This is a genomic window from Bombella saccharophila (assembly GCF_026385475.1).
GTDB classification, from domain to species: Bacteria; Pseudomonadota; Alphaproteobacteria; order Acetobacterales; family Acetobacteraceae; genus Bombella; species Bombella saccharophila.
The window spans coordinates 250177-269732 of sequence record NZ_JANIDW010000001.1 but is presented as its reverse complement, the minus strand read 5'-3'; the positions used below and the strand labels follow the sequence as shown (position 1 = coordinate 269732).

The 19556-nt window shown below is 53.0% G+C and carries 16 protein-coding genes; 7 read left to right on the top strand and 9 right to left on the bottom strand.

Going from position 1 to position 19556, the window contains the following annotated elements; genetic code table 11:
• The first annotated feature begins 72 nt into the window (after window positions 1-72).
• The 3 genes from alaS (at window position 73) to NQF64_RS01165 (ending at window position 4442) form a co-directional block, all read left to right on the top strand.
• The gene (alaS, locus tag NQF64_RS01175) at window positions 73-2712 is read left to right on the top strand and encodes an alanine--tRNA ligase (protein ID WP_266106211.1); all 2640 of its coding nucleotides are present in this window, start codon (window positions 73-75) and stop codon (window positions 2710-2712) included.
• A gap of 136 nt (window positions 2713-2848) precedes the next feature.
• Entirely contained in the window at window positions 2849-3541 is a 693-nt protein-coding gene (locus NQF64_RS01170; protein WP_266106210.1) for a carbonic anhydrase, read from the top strand.
• Window positions 3531-4442, top strand: a complete 912-nt coding sequence (locus NQF64_RS01165; protein WP_266106209.1) for an endonuclease/exonuclease/phosphatase family protein — start codon at window positions 3531-3533, stop codon at window positions 4440-4442. Before NQF64_RS01170 ends, NQF64_RS01165 begins: the two co-directional genes overlap by 11 nt.
• On the opposite strand, the gene NQF64_RS01160 is transcribed toward NQF64_RS01165, so the two are convergent.
• The 3 genes from NQF64_RS01160 to NQF64_RS01150 form a co-directional block, all read right to left on the bottom strand.
• Window positions 4439-5992, bottom strand: coding sequence for a peptide chain release factor 3 (locus NQF64_RS01160; protein ID WP_099026130.1), 1554 nt, complete (start codon window positions 5990-5992; stop codon window positions 4439-4441). The two genes, NQF64_RS01165 and NQF64_RS01160, sit on opposite strands and share 4 nt — an antisense overlap.
• 89 nt (window positions 5993-6081) lie before the next feature.
• On the bottom strand, window positions 6082-6699 hold the full coding sequence (rpsD, locus tag NQF64_RS01155) for a 30S ribosomal protein S4 (protein WP_043560719.1): 618 nt from the start codon (window positions 6697-6699) through the stop codon (window positions 6082-6084).
• An 83-nt stretch (window positions 6700-6782) separates the two neighbouring features.
• Entirely contained in the window at window positions 6783-6917 is a 135-nt protein-coding gene (locus NQF64_RS01150) for a hypothetical protein (protein WP_266106208.1), read from the bottom strand.
• Window positions 6918-7062: 145 nt separating this feature from the next.
• Here NQF64_RS01150 and NQF64_RS01145 point away from each other — a divergent pair, with 145 nt between their 5' ends.
• The gene (locus NQF64_RS01145) at window positions 7063-8265 is read left to right on the top strand and encodes an MFS transporter (protein WP_266106207.1); all 1203 of its coding nucleotides are present in this window, start codon (window positions 7063-7065) and stop codon (window positions 8263-8265) included.
• Between the two features lie 21 nt (window positions 8266-8286).
• Here NQF64_RS01145 and NQF64_RS01140 read toward each other — a convergent pair whose 3' ends face one another.
• The 5 genes from NQF64_RS01140 to NQF64_RS01120 form a co-directional block, all read right to left on the bottom strand.
• Entirely contained in the window at window positions 8287-10020 is a 1734-nt protein-coding gene (locus NQF64_RS01140; protein WP_266106574.1) for a TolC family protein, read from the bottom strand.
• The gene (locus NQF64_RS01135) at window positions 10020-11882 is read right to left on the bottom strand and encodes an FUSC family protein (RefSeq protein ID WP_266106206.1); all 1863 of its coding nucleotides are present in this window, start codon (window positions 11880-11882) and stop codon (window positions 10020-10022) included. The genes NQF64_RS01140 and NQF64_RS01135 overlap by 1 nt, the downstream gene beginning before the upstream one ends.
• Window positions 11875-12933, bottom strand: a complete 1059-nt coding sequence (gene mdtN / locus NQF64_RS01130) for a multidrug transporter subunit MdtN (protein WP_266106205.1) — start codon at window positions 12931-12933, stop codon at window positions 11875-11877. The genes NQF64_RS01135 and mdtN overlap by 8 nt, the downstream gene beginning before the upstream one ends.
• Before the next feature lie 10 nt (window positions 12934-12943).
• On the bottom strand, window positions 12944-13243 hold the full coding sequence (locus NQF64_RS01125) for a YtcA family lipoprotein (protein ID WP_099026136.1): 300 nt from the start codon (window positions 13241-13243) through the stop codon (window positions 12944-12946).
• A gap of 220 nt (window positions 13244-13463) precedes the next feature.
• Window positions 13464-14813, bottom strand: coding sequence for an MATE family efflux transporter (locus tag NQF64_RS01120; RefSeq protein ID WP_266106204.1), 1350 nt, complete (start codon window positions 14811-14813; stop codon window positions 13464-13466).
• Window positions 14814-14948: 135 nt separating this feature from the next.
• Between NQF64_RS01120 and cysS the strand changes: the two genes are divergently transcribed.
• The 3 genes from cysS to NQF64_RS01105 are packed head-to-tail and all read left to right on the top strand — an operon-like array spanning window position 14949 to window position 18171.
• A complete protein-coding gene (cysS, locus tag NQF64_RS01115) occupies window positions 14949-16337 on the top strand; it encodes a cysteine--tRNA ligase (protein ID WP_266106203.1) in 1389 nt (462 codons plus the stop codon).
• Between the two features lie 6 nt (window positions 16338-16343).
• A complete protein-coding gene (locus NQF64_RS01110; protein WP_099026138.1) occupies window positions 16344-17129 on the top strand; it encodes an RNA methyltransferase in 786 nt (261 codons plus the stop codon).
• A gap of 10 nt (window positions 17130-17139) precedes the next feature.
• Window positions 17140-18171 carry an ion channel gene (locus NQF64_RS01105; protein ID WP_266106202.1) on the top strand — a complete coding sequence of 344 codons (1032 nt, stop codon included), beginning with the start codon at window positions 17140-17142 and terminating at the stop codon, window positions 18169-18171.
• Between the two features lies 1 nt (window position 18172).
• On the opposite strand, the gene gltX is transcribed toward NQF64_RS01105, so the two are convergent.
• Complete coding sequence (gene gltX / locus NQF64_RS01100; protein ID WP_099026350.1) at window positions 18173-19507, bottom strand: glutamate--tRNA ligase; 1335 nt, start codon at window positions 19505-19507, stop codon at window positions 18173-18175.
• Window positions 19508-19556: the final 49 nt, after the last annotated feature.

Genomic DNA, 19556 nt, shown 5'->3' with positions numbered 1-19556 from the left:
ATTTCCAATAAGACAGGAATCCTCTAACATGCGGGAAGCATTCCTCCTTTCCGCCTTCGGACCTATAGGCTCATGATCAGCACCAACGATATCCGCTCTCAGTTCCTTAACTATTTTGAATCCCACGGCCATCAGATTCTACCCTCTGCGTCTCTTGTGCCGCAGAATGACCCATCCCTTCTTTTTACCAATGCAGGAATGGTCCCTTTTAAAAACGTCTTTACCGGGCAAGAGAGCTTACCCTTCAAGCGTGCAACAACAGCCCAAAAAGTCGTCCGGGCAGGCGGGAAGCATAACGACCTTGATAATGTTGGCTATACAGCCCGGCATCATACTTTCTTCGAGATGATGGGTAATTTCAGCTTTGGAGACTACTTCAAAGCTGAAGTGATTGAGTTCGCTTGGACACTCTTAACCAAGGGCTTCTCCATCCCTGCGGAAAAGCTGCTTGTTACTGTCTATGCAGATGACCATGAAGCCGCAGAATTGTGGAAAAAAATCGCGGGTCTTACGGACGAAAAAATCATCCGCATTGCTACCTCTGATAATTTCTGGCGCATGGGCGATACTGGCCCTTGTGGCCCCTCCTCCGAAATCTTTTACGACCACGGCCCCTCTGTTGCTGGGGGCCCTCCCGGTAGCCCTGATGAAGATGGCGACCGCTTTGTCGAGATTTGGAATCTCGTCTTTATGCAATTCTTTGAGGAAGGTGAGGGCAAACGCTCCAACCTCCCCCATCCTTCTATTGATACCGGCATGGGGCTAGAGCGGTTCGCTGCCGTTATGCAGGGTAAGAAGGATAATTACGATACAGATACCCTCCGCGCTTTAATCGAGGCCTCTGCGGAGTTAATGCATCAAGGTGCTGATGGGCGTTTTAAAACCAGCCATCGCGTTGTGGCTGACCATTTACGCTCTACAGCATTCCTCATCTCCGATGGTGTTCTCCCCTCCCGCGAAGGGCGCGGCTATGTCTTACGCCGCATCATGCGCCGTGCCATGCGCCATCTCCATCTCATGGGCGCGAAGGAGCCCGTTTTTTATCGCCTCCTCCCCGCGCTCATCCAACAGATGGGCCATGCTTACCCAGAGCTAAACCAGCATAAAGCCCTCATTGCTGAGACCATGAAAGGCGAGGAAGAACGCTTCACCGCCTTACTTGGCCGTGGGATGGCTCTGCTGGAGGAGGAAATGGGACGCCTCTCCAGCAAAGGGCAGCTCCCCGGTGATGTGGCTTTTAAGCTTTACGACACATTTGGCTTCCCGCTGGACCTTACCCAAGATGTCCTCCGTGAGCGCGGCCATAAAGTGGATGAGGCAGGCTTTGAAAATGCCATGGCTGAGCAACGCCAACGTGCCCGTGCGGCCTGGGTGGGCTCTGGCGATAGTGCTGTAGAAACTGTGTGGTTTGATGCGCGCGACCGCTTCGGGGGGACGGAGTTCCTCGGCTATGTAAGTGAAACCGCGGATGCCCAAGTGCAAGCTATCTTCCGCGGTAGTGATGAACTCGCCGAGGCAAAAGCGGGTGATGAAGTCGCTATTCTTCTCAACCAATCGCCTTTTTATGGGGAGAGTGGTGGGCAAGTGGGCGACCACGGCACGCTCACAGGCCCCGGTTTGAAAATCGACATCACCGATACGCAAAAGAAAAACAGCACGCTCATCGTGCATTATGGCCGCGTGATGGAGGGTGTCCTCAAGCCCGGTATGGATGTCCATGCCGAAATCGACCATACACGCCGGACGGCCGTGCGCGGACATCACTCTGCCACACATTTATTGCATGAGGCCTTGCGCCGTCACATTGGCGAGCATGTCACCCAAAAAGGTAGCCTCAACACACCGGATCGTTTACGGTTTGACATCAGCCAGCCCCGCCCCCTCACTGAGGAGGAGCTAAAGCACATTGAGGCTGAGGTTAATGCGCGCATCCGGCAAAACAGCCCGGTTGAAACGCGCCTCATGACGCAGGAACAAGCCATTGAGAGCGGGGCTATGGCCCTCTTTGGTGAGAAATATGGCGACGAGGTGCGCGTTGTCTTCATGGGGGATGAAGATGAGAAAAACCGCCAAGCCTACTCCATCGAGCTTTGCGGCGGAACGCATGTAAACCGTCTGGGTGAGATTGGCCTTTTCCGTATCCTGTCCGAAAGCGGGGTCTCCTCTGGTGTGCGCCGCATTGAGGCCGTATGTGGGGCCGCAGCAGAACAGGCTATTCGCACTAGTGAGGACCGCCTTGCCGAGATGGCCGCTCTGCTCAAGGTCACACCGGCTGAGGCTCCCGCTCGCCTTGCAGCTTTGTTAGAGGAGCGCAAAGCCTTAAATGCGCAGATTTCCTCTCTGCAACATAAGCTAACAACGGGGGATGGTGCGGCATCAAGCGAGACAATCAACGGTGTTACGCTTGCAGCGCGCTTCTTGGAGGATGTAAACCCCAAGGACCTTAAAGGGCTAGCTGAGGGGCTGCTCAAACAGATTTCCTCCGGCGTTGTCGCGTTAATCTCCGGGGCGAATGAGCGTGGCAGCATCGTCATTGCCATTAGCAAAGACCTCACCACACGTTTTGATGCTGTAGCCCTTGTCCGTGAGGCTTCTGCCCTCATGGGTGGTAAAGGTGGCGGTGGACGTCCCGACATGGCCCAAGCCGGTGGGACTGAACCCGCTGCTGAGGCTGTGTTTGAGATGATTCGCCGTAAACTTACAGAGGGTTAAGGTCTTTTTACCTAGACGGAAATTAAAAATCTTTTTAAGGGTGCCCTATGGGTAGGGTTCCCTCTCTCCCCATAGTACCGTTGCGGGGTAGTCTTGCCTCGTATGATGCGTCTTAACCAGGAAACGAAACAACGCTATGGTCTTTCACCGTAACACTCTGCTGGAGCTTCTGGATGGGGTCCACACCTTCGAGAGCGAAGTGTATCCTCAAAAACAGGAATTATTCCAGAGTCTGGCTTACGATCAGACCCCACCGACTTTGTTCATCACCTGTGCGGATAGCCGCATCAGCCCTAGCCTTATTACGCAGACAGAACCGGGGGAGCTGTTCCTCATCCGCAATGTTGGCAATATCGTCCCCGCCTATGGCAATATGGTCGGAGCTGTAGCCTCCGCCATTGAGTATGCGGTGGGTGCGCTTAAGGTAAAGAACATCATCGTCTGCGGTCACTCTAATTGTGGGGCTATGTCAGCGCTCATTAATCTGGTGATCGACCCAGATAAACTTAATCACATGCCGACAGTCCGTCGCTGGCTGCATAATGCAGAGGCCGCCGCTGCGACTATTAGTGACCTCCGCGCCGAAGATGTCGGCCCTAAGGATGTGCGCGACCTTGCGGAAGCAAATGTTCGTTTGCAGATTACACATCTAAAGACCCATCCCATCGTTGCCAAAGCCCTCTCCCGTGGGGAGCTAAATGTACAAGGATGGTATTACGATATTAAGAAGGGCCGTGTTTATATTCTTACTGAGGATGCCAAAACGGAACATTCCGTCAAGGAGGCTATCGCTATCCTTAGAAAAAATAAAAACCCCAATGATGTTTAATCATGCCATCATGACAAACTATAAAAACCGCCTGCGCACACTCGTGGGCGGTTTTTTATGTGCCATCCTCTTTGGCTTCCTCTCGGCCGCGCAAGCCTCTACCCCGCTTAAACTCACAAGCTGGAATATGGATTGGCTCACCCTCCGCTCCGCTAATGACCCCGCCTTACCGCCTAACGTCCCTGCCCGGACGCAAGCCGATTTTGCCGCCTTACACGCTTATGCAGAGAAGCTCCAAAGCGACCTTATCGCCTTTGAGGAAGTCGATGGCCCAGACGCAGCACGACAGGTTTTTCCCCCGCAGGATTATGATCTGTTCTTTGCGCCTGACCCCATCATCCAGCAAGTCGGCCTTGCTATGCGGCGCGATAAGGGGCTGACAGCAACCCTCAACCCGGAGCTTACGGCCCTCAATATACTACAAGAGGGCCATCACCACCCCCTAAGAGGAGGGCTAGACATCACCATCCATCATGGGGATGCCCATTTACGTCTCCTCATCCTGCACTTAAAAACAGGCTGCTGGGCCCAGCCACTGACCTCTAAAAAACGGGCTTGTCGGCTGCTTTATCAACAATTTCACGTCATTGAAAATTGGATTTTAGACCGTCAAGATGACGGTACCCCTTTTGCCATTCTAGGCGATTTTAACCGCCGCCTCACCCCGCTCGACCCGCTTATGCAGACCCTGCAAAGCGATGCCCCCCTCACCCTAACCACTGCTGGCTTCTCCAGCCCATGTTTGGGAGGGCGGCAATTTATCGACCATATTATCCTCGGCAATCAAGCGCGGGAGTGGCTTATTGCCGATAGTCTAAGGGTTATGGTCTTTCCCCATACAGCACGGGGCATAACCCTCTCGGATCATTGCCCCGTTTCTGTCCAGCTAGCTTTGCCTTAAGCCTTCTCAACAAGCCCAATCTGCTTAATATCATGGAAGCTGAGGGCCTCATTCATCTCCATAGCGCGATTCATCATAAAGCCTGAACCAGCGAGAAAGACGGGGTCTCCATCCAAATCATCAGCCATGGCACTACGATTGACAGCCGTAAATTGCTCCAACGCCGCCTTTTCGCCCGTAACCCAACGCGCTAGAGTGAAGGGCGTGCTCTCAAAACCAACAGGCACGTTATATTCAGCATTCAGGCGGGATTGTAGAACATCAAGCTGCAAGGTGCCCACCACCCCGACAATCGGCGGCGCTCCATCTTGAGGGCGAAAGAGCTGGACAACCCCTTCCTCTGCTAATTCAACCAATGCTTGGCGGAGTTTCTTGGCCTTCATAGCATCATCTAAACGCACACGGCGAAGAATCTCTGGTGCAAAGTGAGGCACGCCAGTAAAGCGCAGCTCCTCGCCATCGGTTAATGTATCCCCAATCCGCAATGTGCCATGGTTCGGGATGCCCACCACATCACCTGCAAAGGCTTCCTCCACTAACTGACGGTCTTGGGCGAAGAAGAATTGCGGCGTGTGCAGGGCGAATTGTTTACCAACCCGCACATGTTTAAGGCGCATACCACGCGTTAAACGGCCAGAGCACACACGCGCAAAGGCCATGCGGTCCCGATGGTTAGGGTCCATATTGGCTTGAATCTTAAAGATTAAGGCCGTGACATTCTCCTCCGTTGCCTCAACCTCACGCGTCTCGGAGGATTGCGCGCGCGGTGGCGGCCCGTACGCAACAAGCGCATCCAGCAAATCCGTAACGCCAATTTCCTTCATCGCGGAGCCGAAAAAGACGGGCGTTAAATGGCCCTCATCAAAAAACTCTTGCTCAAAGGGGGGCAATACGCCCTCAGCAAGCTCTACCTCCTCCCGCATCAGCTGCAAGCGTTCATCATCCTCTGCTAACTCCTCTTTGAGATGCAGAGATTTGGTGCGGATATCATAAATCCCGGCAAATTTTGCAGCACGCCCAACCGGCCATGTCGCAGGGGAGACATCCAACGCCAATGCGCTAGAAATCTCATCAAGCAGCTCAAAGCAATCTTGTGCCTCACGGTCCATCTTATTGATGAAGGTGACGATAGGAATATCCCTCAACCGGCAAATCTCAAAGAGTTTCCGCGTCCGTGCCTCAATCCCCTTTGCCGCGTCAATCACCATCACGGCGCAATCCACCGCCGTTAGCGTGCGGTATGTATCTTCAGAGAAATCCTCATGGCCCGGTGTGTCTAGCAGGTTAAAGACACAGCCCCCGTAATTGAAGGTCATCACCGAGGTAACAACAGAAATACCACGGTCCTTCTCAATGCTCATCCAGTCCGAACGGGTGCGCCGCCGCTCCCCCTTGGCCCGCACATTCCCAGCTAGCTGAATCGCCCCACCAGCGCGAAGGATACGCTCTGTCAACGTGGTTTTACCAGCGTCAGGATGGGAGATGATGGCAAATGTGCGCCGGCGTGACACCTCCGCTGCAATATCACCAGCTTTAGGAGACTCGGACATAGGGACTTTCCTCACTTATGAGCATGAAACAGCAAACGCCGGACGGTACAAACCGCCCGGCGTCTCTTATACGGCTCAAAAACCGTCTCTTAGCGGGAGTAGAACTCGACCACCAGATTCGGCTCCATCTGCACCGGATACGGCACATCGGAAAGCTGCGGCACGCGGATGAAGGTACCCTTCATCTGGCGATGATCAACCTCGATATATTCAGGCACATCGCGCTCAGCACTCTGGACGGAATCCAGAACAATCGCGAGCTGCTTGGACTTCTCACGCACCTCAATCACATCCCCTTCCTTCACGAGGTAAGAAGGAATATTGACGCGCTTACCATTCACCAACACATGGCCGTGGCTGACAAACTGACGCGCAGCAAATGGCGTCATAGCAAATTTCAGGCGGTAAATAACCGCATCCAGACGACGCTCCAACAGACCAATCAGGTTCTCAGACGTATCACCCTTGCGGCGCACAGCCTCATCATAATAACGGCGGAACTGCTTCTCGCTGATGTTACCGTAATAACCCTTCAGCTTCTGCTTCGCCATCAACTGAACAGAATAGTCAGATGGCTTCTGACGGCGACGCTGCCCATGCTGGCCGGGGCCATATTCACGGCGATTAACAGGGGATTTTGCACGGCCCCACAGGTTAACGCCAAGGCGGCGGTTAATTTTATACTTGCTCTCAAGACGTTTTGACATCGGTTAAACCCGTATTCTCTCTCAGACATACCGATTCTGCGCGGCAGCCCTTTGTTGCACCGGTAGGCTCTCTCTCCCCATGTTCAACAATGGTTAGACAGAACGGAATCGCCTACGACCATACGGAAAAACAACGCCACAGCGCGCTGCCTCCCAGCCAGACCACCCACATTCCCGGCAATGAGGTTGCTGCTACATGAAGGGGGAAAGAATGTCAAGAAACAGGGAGGAAACCACGGCTCTTCCTTTATAAAAACTATAAAATTAAGGTGCGTTTTTATAAGTTCATCTTGGAAAACGCCTTCGCTATCCCGTAATATTGCCCCATCATACCTCTTTGTCATTAAGGGAGAATGCTTCCTCATGGAGCAAACCCAAACCAACACCGGGCCACAGCTTACCCCACCACATGGGTTTGCACCGGCCATTGCAGCCCTCATGCTGGGCACCTTCACCATTGGCACGGGCGAATTCGCCATGATGGGCATTCTGCCCGCCTTCTCGGACGCCCTCCATGTGTCTATTGGGCAGGCCAGTGCCGTGATCTCCGCTTACGCGTTAGGGGTTGTCGTAGGCGCACCCGTAATGGCGATTGCCGGGGCTCATCTACCACGCCGTACCATTCTGCTTCTCTTGCTCACCCTCTTTTGCATCGGCAATATCGGCACTGTTCTTTGCTCCTCGCTTCTCCCAATTGAGGTCATGCGCTTTATCACCGGGCTTCCGCATGGGGCCTATTTTGGCATCGCTGCCTTAACTGGGGCCTCCATGACCGTACGCGCCCGGCGTGGGAGGGCCATTGGCATGGTCCTCTCCGGGATTATGATTTCCACCGTTATTGGAGCACCCCTTAGCACCTTCCTCTCCCATTATATCTCATGGGAGGTCATTTATGGGGCTCTCTCTGCTTTAGGCCTGCTCTGTATTGCAGGAATATGGGCTCTCATCCCGGCTGATAAACCGCATCATGATGTCAATGCCCTCTCAGAACTCGCCGCTTTTAAAAACCCCCATGTTCTGCTCACCCTCCTTACAGGGGCCATCGGCTTTGGGGGAATGTTTGGGGTTTATACCTTCCTCACATCCGCGCTTGCCCAAGTTACTCATCTAAGCCCTTGGATGGTTACGCTATACCAAGTCATCTGGGGATGTGGGATGGTCGCTGGTAACGCCTTTGGCGGGGCCATGATTGATAAAAACCTCGACCGCACAACCATTTTCAGCCTTATTGCCAGCATTATCTTCATGCTTGCCTTCTGGGTTTTTCTCCCCTCTCCCACAGCCATGGTTGTGATTTGTTTCTTCCTCCCGGCTGCCACAGTCATCCTTAGTCCTGCTATGCAAGCGCGCCTTATGGATGTTGCGGGGAATGCACAAACACTCTCTGCCTCGCTCAATCACTCCGCCTTTAATATTGCCAATGCCTTGGGGGCCTCTTTTGGAGCTTTACTTGTAGAGCATGGCCTTGGCATGAATGCAGTCGGCTGGGGTGGGGCCATACTCTCCGCTGGAGGGCTTGTGATTTACCTTCTCACCCTCCATGTTGGCCGCCGCCATCCCCTTTAACCCCCAAACGCAGCGCGTGCCTTACGGATTTTGCGGTGCAATGGGCACTGGCTCTGGTGCTGTTTCAGCCAAGGAGCCTTCAATATCCGTCAAGGCTGCGCTGCTACCCAACGTCCCTGCTGCATAAGCGAGGGACGCAGCAGCACTCAACATACCGTAATAGCTGTCAGAAACGGAAAGACGCGCATTGAGGAGTGTATTTTGCAACTCCAACATACGTGTCATCGTCCCATCACCAGAACGATAAGCGGTCAGGGCAGCATCAAAGCCTGTTTGGCTGGCCTTTTGCAAGCTAAGAGCCGCTTGATAGGCGGTAATCCCCGTATGAAGCATCGCCTCTGCGCTCACAATAGTCCGCACCGCGTTATTTTGTGCATCTTGCAGCGCAGCACGGGCACTATCCTCGCGCTCATGCGCCTGGCGCAAACGGTTACGGCGTAACCCACCATCATAAATTGGGACGGAAATCCCCGCTGTAATGAGACTACCAAATGTATGGATGCGATCATTCAGAGACGATACAGTCCCCAATGGCAAATTGCGGAAATGCAGGTCATCAAAATTATACCCCACATTCCCATTCATGAAGATTTGTGGCCGATAACTCGCCCGTGCCCCCTCAACAGCACTCTGTGCCGCCCGTAAGCTTGTATAAGCAGCCAAAACATCCGGCCTGCGTGAGACAGCTTGATGGACCATCTCATCACTAAGGCGAATATCATCCACTTTAATATCGCGCTTATTATCTGTCTGCACATGCAAAGGTTGCGAAGGATTCATCCCAACGGCTGTAAGCAACTCTAGCCGGTAGGTTTCGACATCGCCTTCCGTACGTGCCAGGACCAACTCTGCCTCAGCAACGGCTTGTTCAGCCTGAGACGTATCAACCACAGTCCCTTCGCCATTGCGTAAATTAGCCGCCGCAGCGCGGGAAATCTCATGCGCGTTCTCAAGCGATTGCTTCACTAAGGCGACATTATTTAACGCTGCGGAATAGCGATAATACGCCAACGCCACTTGATGAATGACCTTCTGATGCTCACCGGTAAAAAGAATATTCTTACCTAAGCTAATCTGGCTGGCTTCTTCCATCGTGGCACGACGTTTGCCAAAGTCGAACAATAACCATTCCAACCCAACTTGTTGCCGCTCTAATGTTCCGTGGATCTTCGTATTACTATTCGCCGATGCATCACCACGAATTCTATTATGCGGCTCCAATACCGCATACCCCCCCATGGCACTTGCCGTTAAATGAGGGAGATATTGTGAGCGTGCAATACCTGTCTCCGCCGCACTCTGCCGTGCTGCATCCCACGCCATACGCGTTGAGGGGTTAAGGGACTGCGCTACATCAATCAAATCCGCCAAATTATAGGCGTGATCAACCTGAACGGAAGCTAAAGCGGGAGCCTGAGGCATACTATGGTCTGCCGCTAGACGGAACCCCTCCGGCATACGCAAGCCCCGCGTGCCGCGCTCTGCATGAGGTGCCTCTTCCCCCCCTGCAAGGAGATGGCCTTGCACATTTGTCCGCTGTGCCCAAGGGCGGTCTGGTGCCGTGGGCGCATCCTTCATCGCCCCTGTTTGGCAACCGCTAAGAGCTGTGCTGCCTACCAACCATGCACACAGCCACACCGCCTTGCGCCACCGCCCACCCGGCGCGCTATACTGGCAAGATGATACAGCCGGCCAGCTTTGTGCCTTTTGCCCTTTATTATGCCTCATGCGTTTTTCCCAATCCCTGCCCATCATCACGATTGCCCCTCTCCTTGTGCAGAGGCTGGCGCATCTTCTTTTAAAATCTGGTCCAACCGAATGACCTTTTTCTCCTGATGCTCTGCTGTGGCCCCAAATAAGCATCCTGCATTCATAACAGCCCGCCGTAAAAACACCTTATATTGCCGCAGCCTATGTTGTGTTGGGCGCATATAAGACGGCTCTAACATAGCAGAACGCAACGAACTCATCGCACCGCTAGCAGCCTCCTGCACACGGGCGGCCTGAAGTGTACGTTGGTCATGGTTCCACTGCGTTACATCTTGCCCTAACAAAGCATCTAACGCTTTGAGCTTTTTCATCGCCCCTGTCATCGCACTACATGGCCAAAAGACCGTATGCACAACAAAGGTAATGGTGAGTCCAATCAAAATCCCGATAATACGATCACGCGGGATGGTAAGATCTGTCGCTGGGGCAAATTGCACAAGGTCCGATAAAGCAAAGGCTATGATCATCTGCAAACCCATATAGGAAATCCGCTGATCTCCGGCCTTTACCCACGCCCCGATGAAAATCATAATCCCAACGACGATCAATAATTCCGCCACGCTCGTCAGGTGGGGCATCACCCACACAATAAGCCCCATCGCCATACTACAGCCAATCAGTGCCCCAAAAATACGAAGTCGCTGCTTATCCAACACAGCCCCCATTGTGGGGAGAGACACAACAAAGCAGGTGATGATGCACGTATGCACCCCTGTCCAGTTCAACTGCTTATAAGTGATAATCGCTATACAGACAGAAACAGTCCCCTTGACGGCAAAGCGGACATTCTCCTTATCCCAAAACGCCCCCGGTATAAAGAAACCCGGCTTTTTAGGAGGGTTTTTTGCTGGCGGCTGATTGGGAGGGAGCTGGACATCCTCTGCGGTAAGCGGTTGCGTAAAGGCCTGAATTAATCGCTCTATCTCTTGTGCTAAAAGACCAGAGCAAACCGTTTGCTCGTCTATCTCGGTTGGTCGTCTATTCTCGGCAAAACACTCCCCCAATGCCTTCACCTTACCAGCAAGATGAGCGCAATCCTCATCACTAATAGGCGCATTATTCGTCAAGCATTGCCCAACAACTTGTAAAATACCAAAGCTATTTAAGGCAGCACGCCGCAGATAAGAAAGATCCGTCCCCGTCCAGCGATGCTCTAACGCTGCCAAACCGAGGACGCCGAACATACCGCTTACGCCCTCACCCACACTATCGGTGATTGCCTCTTGCAAACCTATCGGGATAGGCTGACCTTTTGCGCGGCGGGTGAGGCATTTTGCTGATAAGAACAACCGCTCTACAATCTGATCGGTCAAAACATGCTCTGGCGAGGGCGAAAGCCAACTCCCAATAAACCCTATCAATCCCCCAATAATGAGGAACACACGCCACGCATAAAGTACAAGACGAGCAACTGCATCGCCTATTTGCATACTATCTAAGGTTACAAGCAGGTAAGACAACACCAACCCACCCACAACACTAATGAGGCCTAATATGGTGGTGGTACTTAAGAAGAAGAACACAAAACTCAGCAACAAGTTAAACACCAATGTTGCAAAGAAATTGTTGATAGTTGTCGCCACACCAACGTAAAGGACACCCGTTACGACCGAGAAAAAGACCACATACATCACGGCGACTTTCATATTCGCCACTCTGTTATTCTGCCATAAGGCGGCCAAGCTCAAGGTAAGCAGGCTCAACATTGGCAGCTGCCATATCTCACCAATCAGCACAGCGGCCATACAAATAACGCCGTTGCGTAAGGCCAAGGCAGTGCGACCGCGTGTTGGCCTAATAGCCAACCGCCATACCCGCAAAACCGCATCAATGTACGGTTTAAGCATGGCAAGCAGCACCATGGAGAATCTCCACATTGGCCGTCGCCCCTAATCGTAATAAATGTTGGTTCTCAGCGGCATGCTCAATCCGTATCCGCACAGGGAAACGCTGCGCAATATGCACCCAGTCCATTTGCCGCTCCACATATGGGGCCCCGCGGTCATTTTCCTTCATATAATCAGTCAACACACCCCAGCCGACACTCTCCACAACCCCATGAAGCGGGTGGCTACGGTCGATCATAGAATAAACAGTGGCACAATCGCCCTTATGAATCGGGGCAAGATTGATTTCACGAATAGGGGCAAGAGCATACCATTGGTCTTTTGATACCAACGTAAATAACACCTGATTAGCCGCAAGGACCTCCCCTTCCCGCACGCCTAAGCTGGTCACAAAGCCATCCAAATCCGCTGTAACGCGCGTTTGCCGTAGCTCATAACGCGCATGCTCCACCGCTGCGACAGCTTCTTTGAGAATCGCTTCAGCATGCTTCACATCACCAATAGCGACTTGGCTCGCTTGCTCGGCATGTTGGGCTTCGGCCAAGGCATCAACAGCCGAGTTAAACCGCGTTACGGCTTGGTCATAAACCTGCCATGAGACATAATGTTGCTCAGCCAAAGGTTTAAGACGCGTCACCGTGCGCCATGCAAGGTCTTTCTCATCCTCTGCTTGATGGTGCCTACGTTCACTCGTTGCAGCCTCTGCCATACGCACAGCCAAAGCACGGCGGGCATCATTAAGGTCTGCCTCGGCCTGCGCTTGGCTCGCCTCGGCCCGATGCAAGGCAATCTCGTAAGGTTCAGGGTCGATTTGATAAAGCAAATCCCCCTTATGAACGGGCTGGTTAGGCTCCACAGCCAGATGCTGCAAACGCCCCCCTACCAGAGCTGCAACATGAACACTCTCTGTATAAATGATCGAACTATCACTATCAGGATGCAGCCCTGATTCATGATCCACATACAGGGCCACAAGCAACGCCCCTACAAGGGCAGAAAGGGCCAACACGCTCCCCACAGGGAAGCTGCCTTTAATTCGTTCTGTTTTCATCAAAGCACCCTTACTGCCCAAAAAGCACCAGCCAACCCACTAGGCCGAACAACGTCCCAAGGGAAAGATACGTCACTAAATGAAAGCGCAACAAGCCATCCACATGCAACGCAAGGAAAATTGTCCGCAGCAAGACCGACCCAACCGCCCCAATAACAAGGCAAATCAACCAAGCCGGGAAATACGCGCCCACTATAGGAAAGCTAGGCGCACCCACCCATGCCCACCCTTCTGAAGGACCTAAGAGACAAAATATAACCCACCACGGTATGCCATCACGACAGGGGGACGCGACCTTAGGCAACTTCATGCATGCTCCTATTTCCAACCATCAAAAAATACGGACTATTATAGTATGGGTTGTTACCCTCTAGGATGAATACGCTACAGCCTCTACACAAGATTTTGTTAACTGCGTTATATATATTTTAGCAGATAAGCCTTCCCAAGCCTATATGAAGGCCAAACCCGGCATACATAAGCTATTGTCCTAGCCACCCTTTTCTAAACACATACTGGTAATAATATAATTACGCCTGCCCTTGGCGATAAAGCCGCATATAAAGGCGTAACCCTAATGCCACAGCAGTAACCCCTAGCCCTGCTGCAAGGCCAATCCACAAACCTTTAACACCATAACCCTGACAAAAAGCCAGCCAATACCCCAAACCAATGCCGACTAAGCCGTAGGTTACAATGCTGATGACCATGGGCACCACCGTATCACCACAGCCACGCAAAGCACCGTTACACACTGCTTGTATCCCATCTACAATCTGGAAAATCCCCGCTATTTTTAAAAGCAGAACCGTTGTTGCAAACGTCCCAGCATCGGGCGGCGTCCCCGTATAATAAAGCCGTGCAATCCAATCCGGGCTAAGCATCAATACAAGGCCTGTCAGAATCGTCCACAACAATACAAGCAGCAACGCCCCGCTAGAGGCCCGGCAGGCTTCTAATGGCCGTTTTGCCCCACGCCAATAAGCCACCCGCACATTCGCCGCTTGCCCAATGGCTAAACACACCATGAAAAAGAGGGAAATCGTGTTCAATGCCACTTGGTGCGCTGCCAGACTATGCGTCCCTAACCGCCCTGCATTTAATGTAGTGATTTGAAAGAGCAAAAGCTCTGCCGTGGCGGTCACCATCATCGGCAAACCAAGGTGCAAAAGCTCCTTAATAAGCGACAGACGCACCTTCATAGGCTTCAATAACGCCCGTAAATTGGCTTTACGCAGGCATAGCCCCAACAAAACAAGGCTCGCCCCCCACCCTGTGAGCATGGTGGCATGGGCCGAGCCGAACAGCCCATAAGCCGGTAAACCAAACCAACCATGAATTAGAGCCGCATTCAGCACCCCATTACACACGGCCATAATCGGCATTGTCCATAATAAGAGCGATTCTGCCCCCAAGGACGGCAAGGCCACGCGGCATAACCCTAACAGAACGAGATTCGGCAATAGGGCATAGAGCAATACATCAATAAACCGCCCCCCTTGCGTGACGACAAGGTCGGGCTCTCCCATCCATGTGAAAATCGGGCTGGAGCATAATAAAATCAACAAGCACGGTATAAAGGCCAGCAAGGCGACCATAACCCCAGCACTGATGATGCTACGTTTATCATGCCCTCCATGATGGCCATGCTCCACCCCACCACGCGCATGGGAGAGCAGCACGCCGACTCCACCCAACACCGCCTGGAAGGAAATCATGGTCGTAAAAAAGAAATTGTTGGAAATCCCACCAATGGCAACCGCATCGACCCCTAAACTCCCGAGAAGGATCGTATCAGTCACCCCCATGGCCATCTCTGCCAACTGAGCGAGGGCAAGAGGCAAACTAACCTGAATGAGAGTGCGGATATGCGCAGACATCCCTACTCTAGGGTGTTTTATGTGGATTTTTGATGCAGACATATCATTCTCTTAACGCATATAACCCAAGACGCAACTGTGAAAGTCGTAATTCCCCTGTTGCACCAGACGCATCTCTGTCGCATTGAACAGATTATGACTACGAAGCAGAGCCACATCACCGTGCCCCCCGCCTTGTTCAGCCTAAAGCTGCATGACAGCCACCGCCGTGAGACTGTCCCCTTTATCCCCGAAGACCCGGCGCATATCCGCCTCTATTTTTGTGGACCAACGGTTTATGACCGCGTCCATCTGGGCAATCTGCGCTCTATGCTTAGTGCAGATATTATGGTGCGCCTGCTTCATGCTCTCTATGAGCGCGTCACTTACGTCCGCAACATTACTGATATTGATGATAAAATCATTCAACGTGCCGCAGAGAATGGGGAGGACATCACCCACCTTACCGAACGCACAACAAAGGACTTCCACCAAGACCTTACTGCACTAAATATCCTACCCCCCACTATTGAGCCGCGTGCTACGCATCATATCCCTGACATGCTGGCGATGATTGAACGTCTCATCACCCAAGGCCACGCTTATGAAGCTGACGGGCATGTGTTGTTTGATGTTACCTCCTTCCCCAGTTACGGCGCGCTCTCTGGTCGGTCGCTAGAGGATATGCAGGCCGGAGCACGTGTGGAGGTTGCCGATTATAAACGCCATCCCGGTGATTTTGTCCTCTGGAAGCCTTCCAACGCAACAGAACCCGGCTGGGATAGCCCCTATGGGCGCGGGCGGCCTGGTTGGCATATTGAATGTTCCGCCATGGCAGAACGCTATCTAGGGGAGAGTTTTGATATTCATGGCGGGGGCAATGACCTCCTATTCCCTCATCATGAAAATGAGCGTGCCCAATCGCTTTGCTGCCATCCTCATAGCCATTTCGCCCGCCATTGGCTCCATACGGGGATGCTGCTCTCTGGTGGGGAGAAGATGTCCAAATCGCTGGGCAATTTCCATACAATCCATGAGGTGTTAGAGCGCGCACCCGCAGAGGCCCTCCGCCTGCTTTTCCTTGGGGCGCATTATCGCTCTACTCTGGACTTCACCTGGGAGAAGCTGGAGGAAGCACGCCATATTATGGACCGCTTCTACCGTGCTTTGGAGAAAACCCCCGCCACGAAAGACGATTCACGCCCTGTTGATGTCCTTAATGCGTTATGTGACGACCTCAATACACCACAGGCACTCAGTATTCTGCATCGTTATGCTGATGCGGCGTTAGAGGGCCAACAGGAGGCCGCTAATCAACTCCTCGCAGGGGGGCAGCTTTTGGGCCTCTTTACCATGAGCCCGACTGAATGGTTCCAAGGGGGAACAGAGCTAGACCCTGCTACGATTGATGCCCTCATTGAAAAACGCCTCGCAGCGCGTAAGGTGCGCGATTTTGCCCTTGCCGACCAGATACGCAATGACCTCGCCGCCCAAGGGATTCTGCTCGAAGATGGCCCTAACGGCACCACTTGGCGCAAAGGATAAACAACAATGACAGGCCGTAATGGTGGGGCAGACCTCGCCCCACCCGCTCTATTCGACCCCGTTGTCATCCTTGTGCGCCCGCAATTAGCGGAGAATATCGGCACCACAGCGCGCGCTATGGCTAATGGGGGGTTATTTCACCTCCGCCTTGTTGCCCCGCGTGATGGCTGGCCCCAAGCACGCGCATGGTATGCGTCCTCTGGGGCTGACCGCATCCTAGAAGCTGCAACTGTTTTTGATACAGTCGATGACGCGATTGCAGACCTTCACCGCGTCTTTGCCACCTGCCCACGGCCTCGCCACGTCATTAAACCGGTGATGACAGCCCGTGGAGCGGCGGCTGAGTTACGCGCTATCAGTTCCCGCCACCTTAAAGCGGGCATCCTTTTTGGGCCAGAACGCGCAGGGTTGGATAATGAGGATATGGCCCGTGCCGATACACTCATCCGTTACCCGCTGAATCCGCGCTTTATGTCGCTTAATCTGGCACAAGCGGTCTTAGTCATGGCTTATGAATGGTATCTTACAGAAGATACCGTACCTGAGCGTTATTTTATGACGAATGAAACACACGTCGCCACAAAGGGGGAGGTTGAGACCTTTATGACCCACCTCATCCGCGACCTTGACGAATGTGGCTTCCTCCATCATGAACAAAAGCGGCCCGGTATGGTCCGCAATCTCCGCCATCTCTTTGCCCGTGGCGAAGTGACTGAGCAAGAGTTACGGACCCTCCATGGGGTCGTCAGTGAACTCTCCCGCGCGCGTAAAGCCCGCCACTTGAAAAAGTAAATAACCGTTTATGCAATTCCATACCCCGCATGACCTCCTCCTACGTTATAAACAAAAGCGGCAACAACAACGCCCTCCGGCACAAAGTAGTTTTCTCTCGCAAGATAATATCTTTAACATCCCTGTAAAAAGGCGTACGGGGGTACGTCTCTTAGGGGACCTATATCATATCAGCCTAAGCATAGGTTGGACTGCCTTTTTTGCCGCCGCCACGGGGGCTTATTTCTTCATCAATCTCCTCTTTAGCCTTTGCTTTTTTTGCCTACCCCATGGGGTTAGCAACGTCCAAAAGAACGATTTTTGGGCAGATTTCTTCTTTAGTGTGCAAACGCTCTCAACTGTGGGTTATGGTTATCTCTACCCGCAAGGTTATCTGGCCAATGCCATTGCCTCTATAGAAGTATTCGTTGGCGTGGTGTTTACCGCCATCATCACCGGCTTGGTCTATGCACGCTTCTCCCGCCCCCGTGCAGCCGTCCTCTTTAGCCGCGTGGCCACGCTTTCCCAGCGGGGCGAGCATATGTGCCTCAATTTCCGTGTTGGTAATTTGCGGCGCACCCCCCTCATCAATGTAGAGCTTGAGGCAATTATCGCCCGCACACAAAAAGACGATACAGGCCGGGAAACCCTCCAGCTAGACACATTGCCATTAACCCATGGCCATATTCCGCTGCTCCCTGTTAGTCTCTCCTTCACCCATACCGTTACGGAAGAAAGCCCGATTTATGAGCGGGATAAAGAGGCTCTGCTGCAACAACAAGCGGTCATCCTGCTCACCCTCACCGCAACGGACCCCGTATCCGCACAAAGTGTGTTTTCATACCGCATGTATAAAGCCGATGACCTTCTCCCAAAGTCACGCTTTGTTAGTCTGCTCCAGCCAAATAATGATGGGGTCTTAGAGGTCGATTTCAGCCTCTTTCACGCGACCATCCCTGATGGCACAAGCGATACAAACAACGCACCTTCCCCACAAGAGCCGGTGGAGGCCCAGCAGCACCCAGAAGATGCTCCTACTCCTCCCTCCGAGCCGCAGGGATAAATTATCCCTGCACCGCGTCCTCTAAGCGTTGCAGCACACGCCCGCGGCCCATAAGCGGTAAAAGCGCGGCAAGCTCTGGCCCAGCATCCTCACCTGTTAGAGCCAAACGTAAGGGCAGGAAGAGCTTCTTGCCTTTACGGCCTGTCTCAGCCTTTATGAGGTCGATCCAGCGTTTCCACACTGTTTCATCCCACGGCTCTGCGGGTAAAAGCTGTGCTGCTTGGCGGAGGAACGCGCCATCTTCAGGCTGCGAGGGTGCGACAATATCCCCCTGCACCACAGCCCACCAATGTGCAATTTCTACCGCAAGGTCGATATTCCCACGGATGGCCAACCAGAATGCCTCATCAGCCCCCTCTGGCAAACGTGGCCGGATTTCCTCATACGACATGCTATGCAGCACGCGCCGGTTCAACCCCAAAAGCTGTGGGACATCAAACCGTGCGGCAGAGCGTGATACATGGCTAATATCATAGCCTTGAATAATCTCCGCCATATCTGCCACTTGCGGGTCGTCCGAACTTCCCAACCGGGCAAGATAGGCCACTAAGGCCCGTGGCTCTATCCCATCATGCCGCAAGGTGGAGAGAGACAAACCGCCTAAGCGTTTGGAGAGCTTACCGCCATCCTGCCCCAAAAGCAGCGGCAGATGCCCAAAGGTGAAATGCCCCGCTTTGGTGCCAATAGCCTCGGCAATATCCAACTGCACACCCGTATTGGTCACATGGTCTTCCCCACGCAGAATATGGGTGATGCCCATATCCACATCATCAATAACAGAAGCCAATGTATAAAGGATGCTCCCATCCGCACGGACCAATACCGGGTCGGACACGGCACTTAACTTTACATGGCACTCCCCCATCACAAGGTCTTGCCATGTCCGCGTTGTCCCGCTGAGCTTAAACCGCCAATAAGGCACCTTGCCATTTGCCTCGGCGCGAGCGCGTTGCTCCTCTGTCATCCGCAGCATCGCACGGTCATAAAGCGGGGGCTTCCCCTCTCGCAGACGTTGCTCGCGCTTATATTTCAGCTCCAGTTCACTCTCAAAACAAGGATATAACCGCCCATCAGCTTTAAGCTGAGCAATGACTTCCTCATAACGGGCTAAACGCTCAGACTGCCGAGCATATTCGTCCCAGTCTAACCCAAGCCATGTGAGGTCCCGGCCAATCCCCTCCTCATACGCTTTGCTGCCGCGTTGTGTATCTGTATCATCCATCCGCAGCAAAAAGCGGCCCCCATGCCGCCGCGCGAACAGCCAATTCGCTACGGCAAGACGTGCATTACCAACATGGAGCTGCCCTGTGGGCGAAGGAGCAAAGCGTACTTTCATAATCATTCCGTCTTTTGGTCTCATAAATCTAAAAACTAAGGGGCGGCGT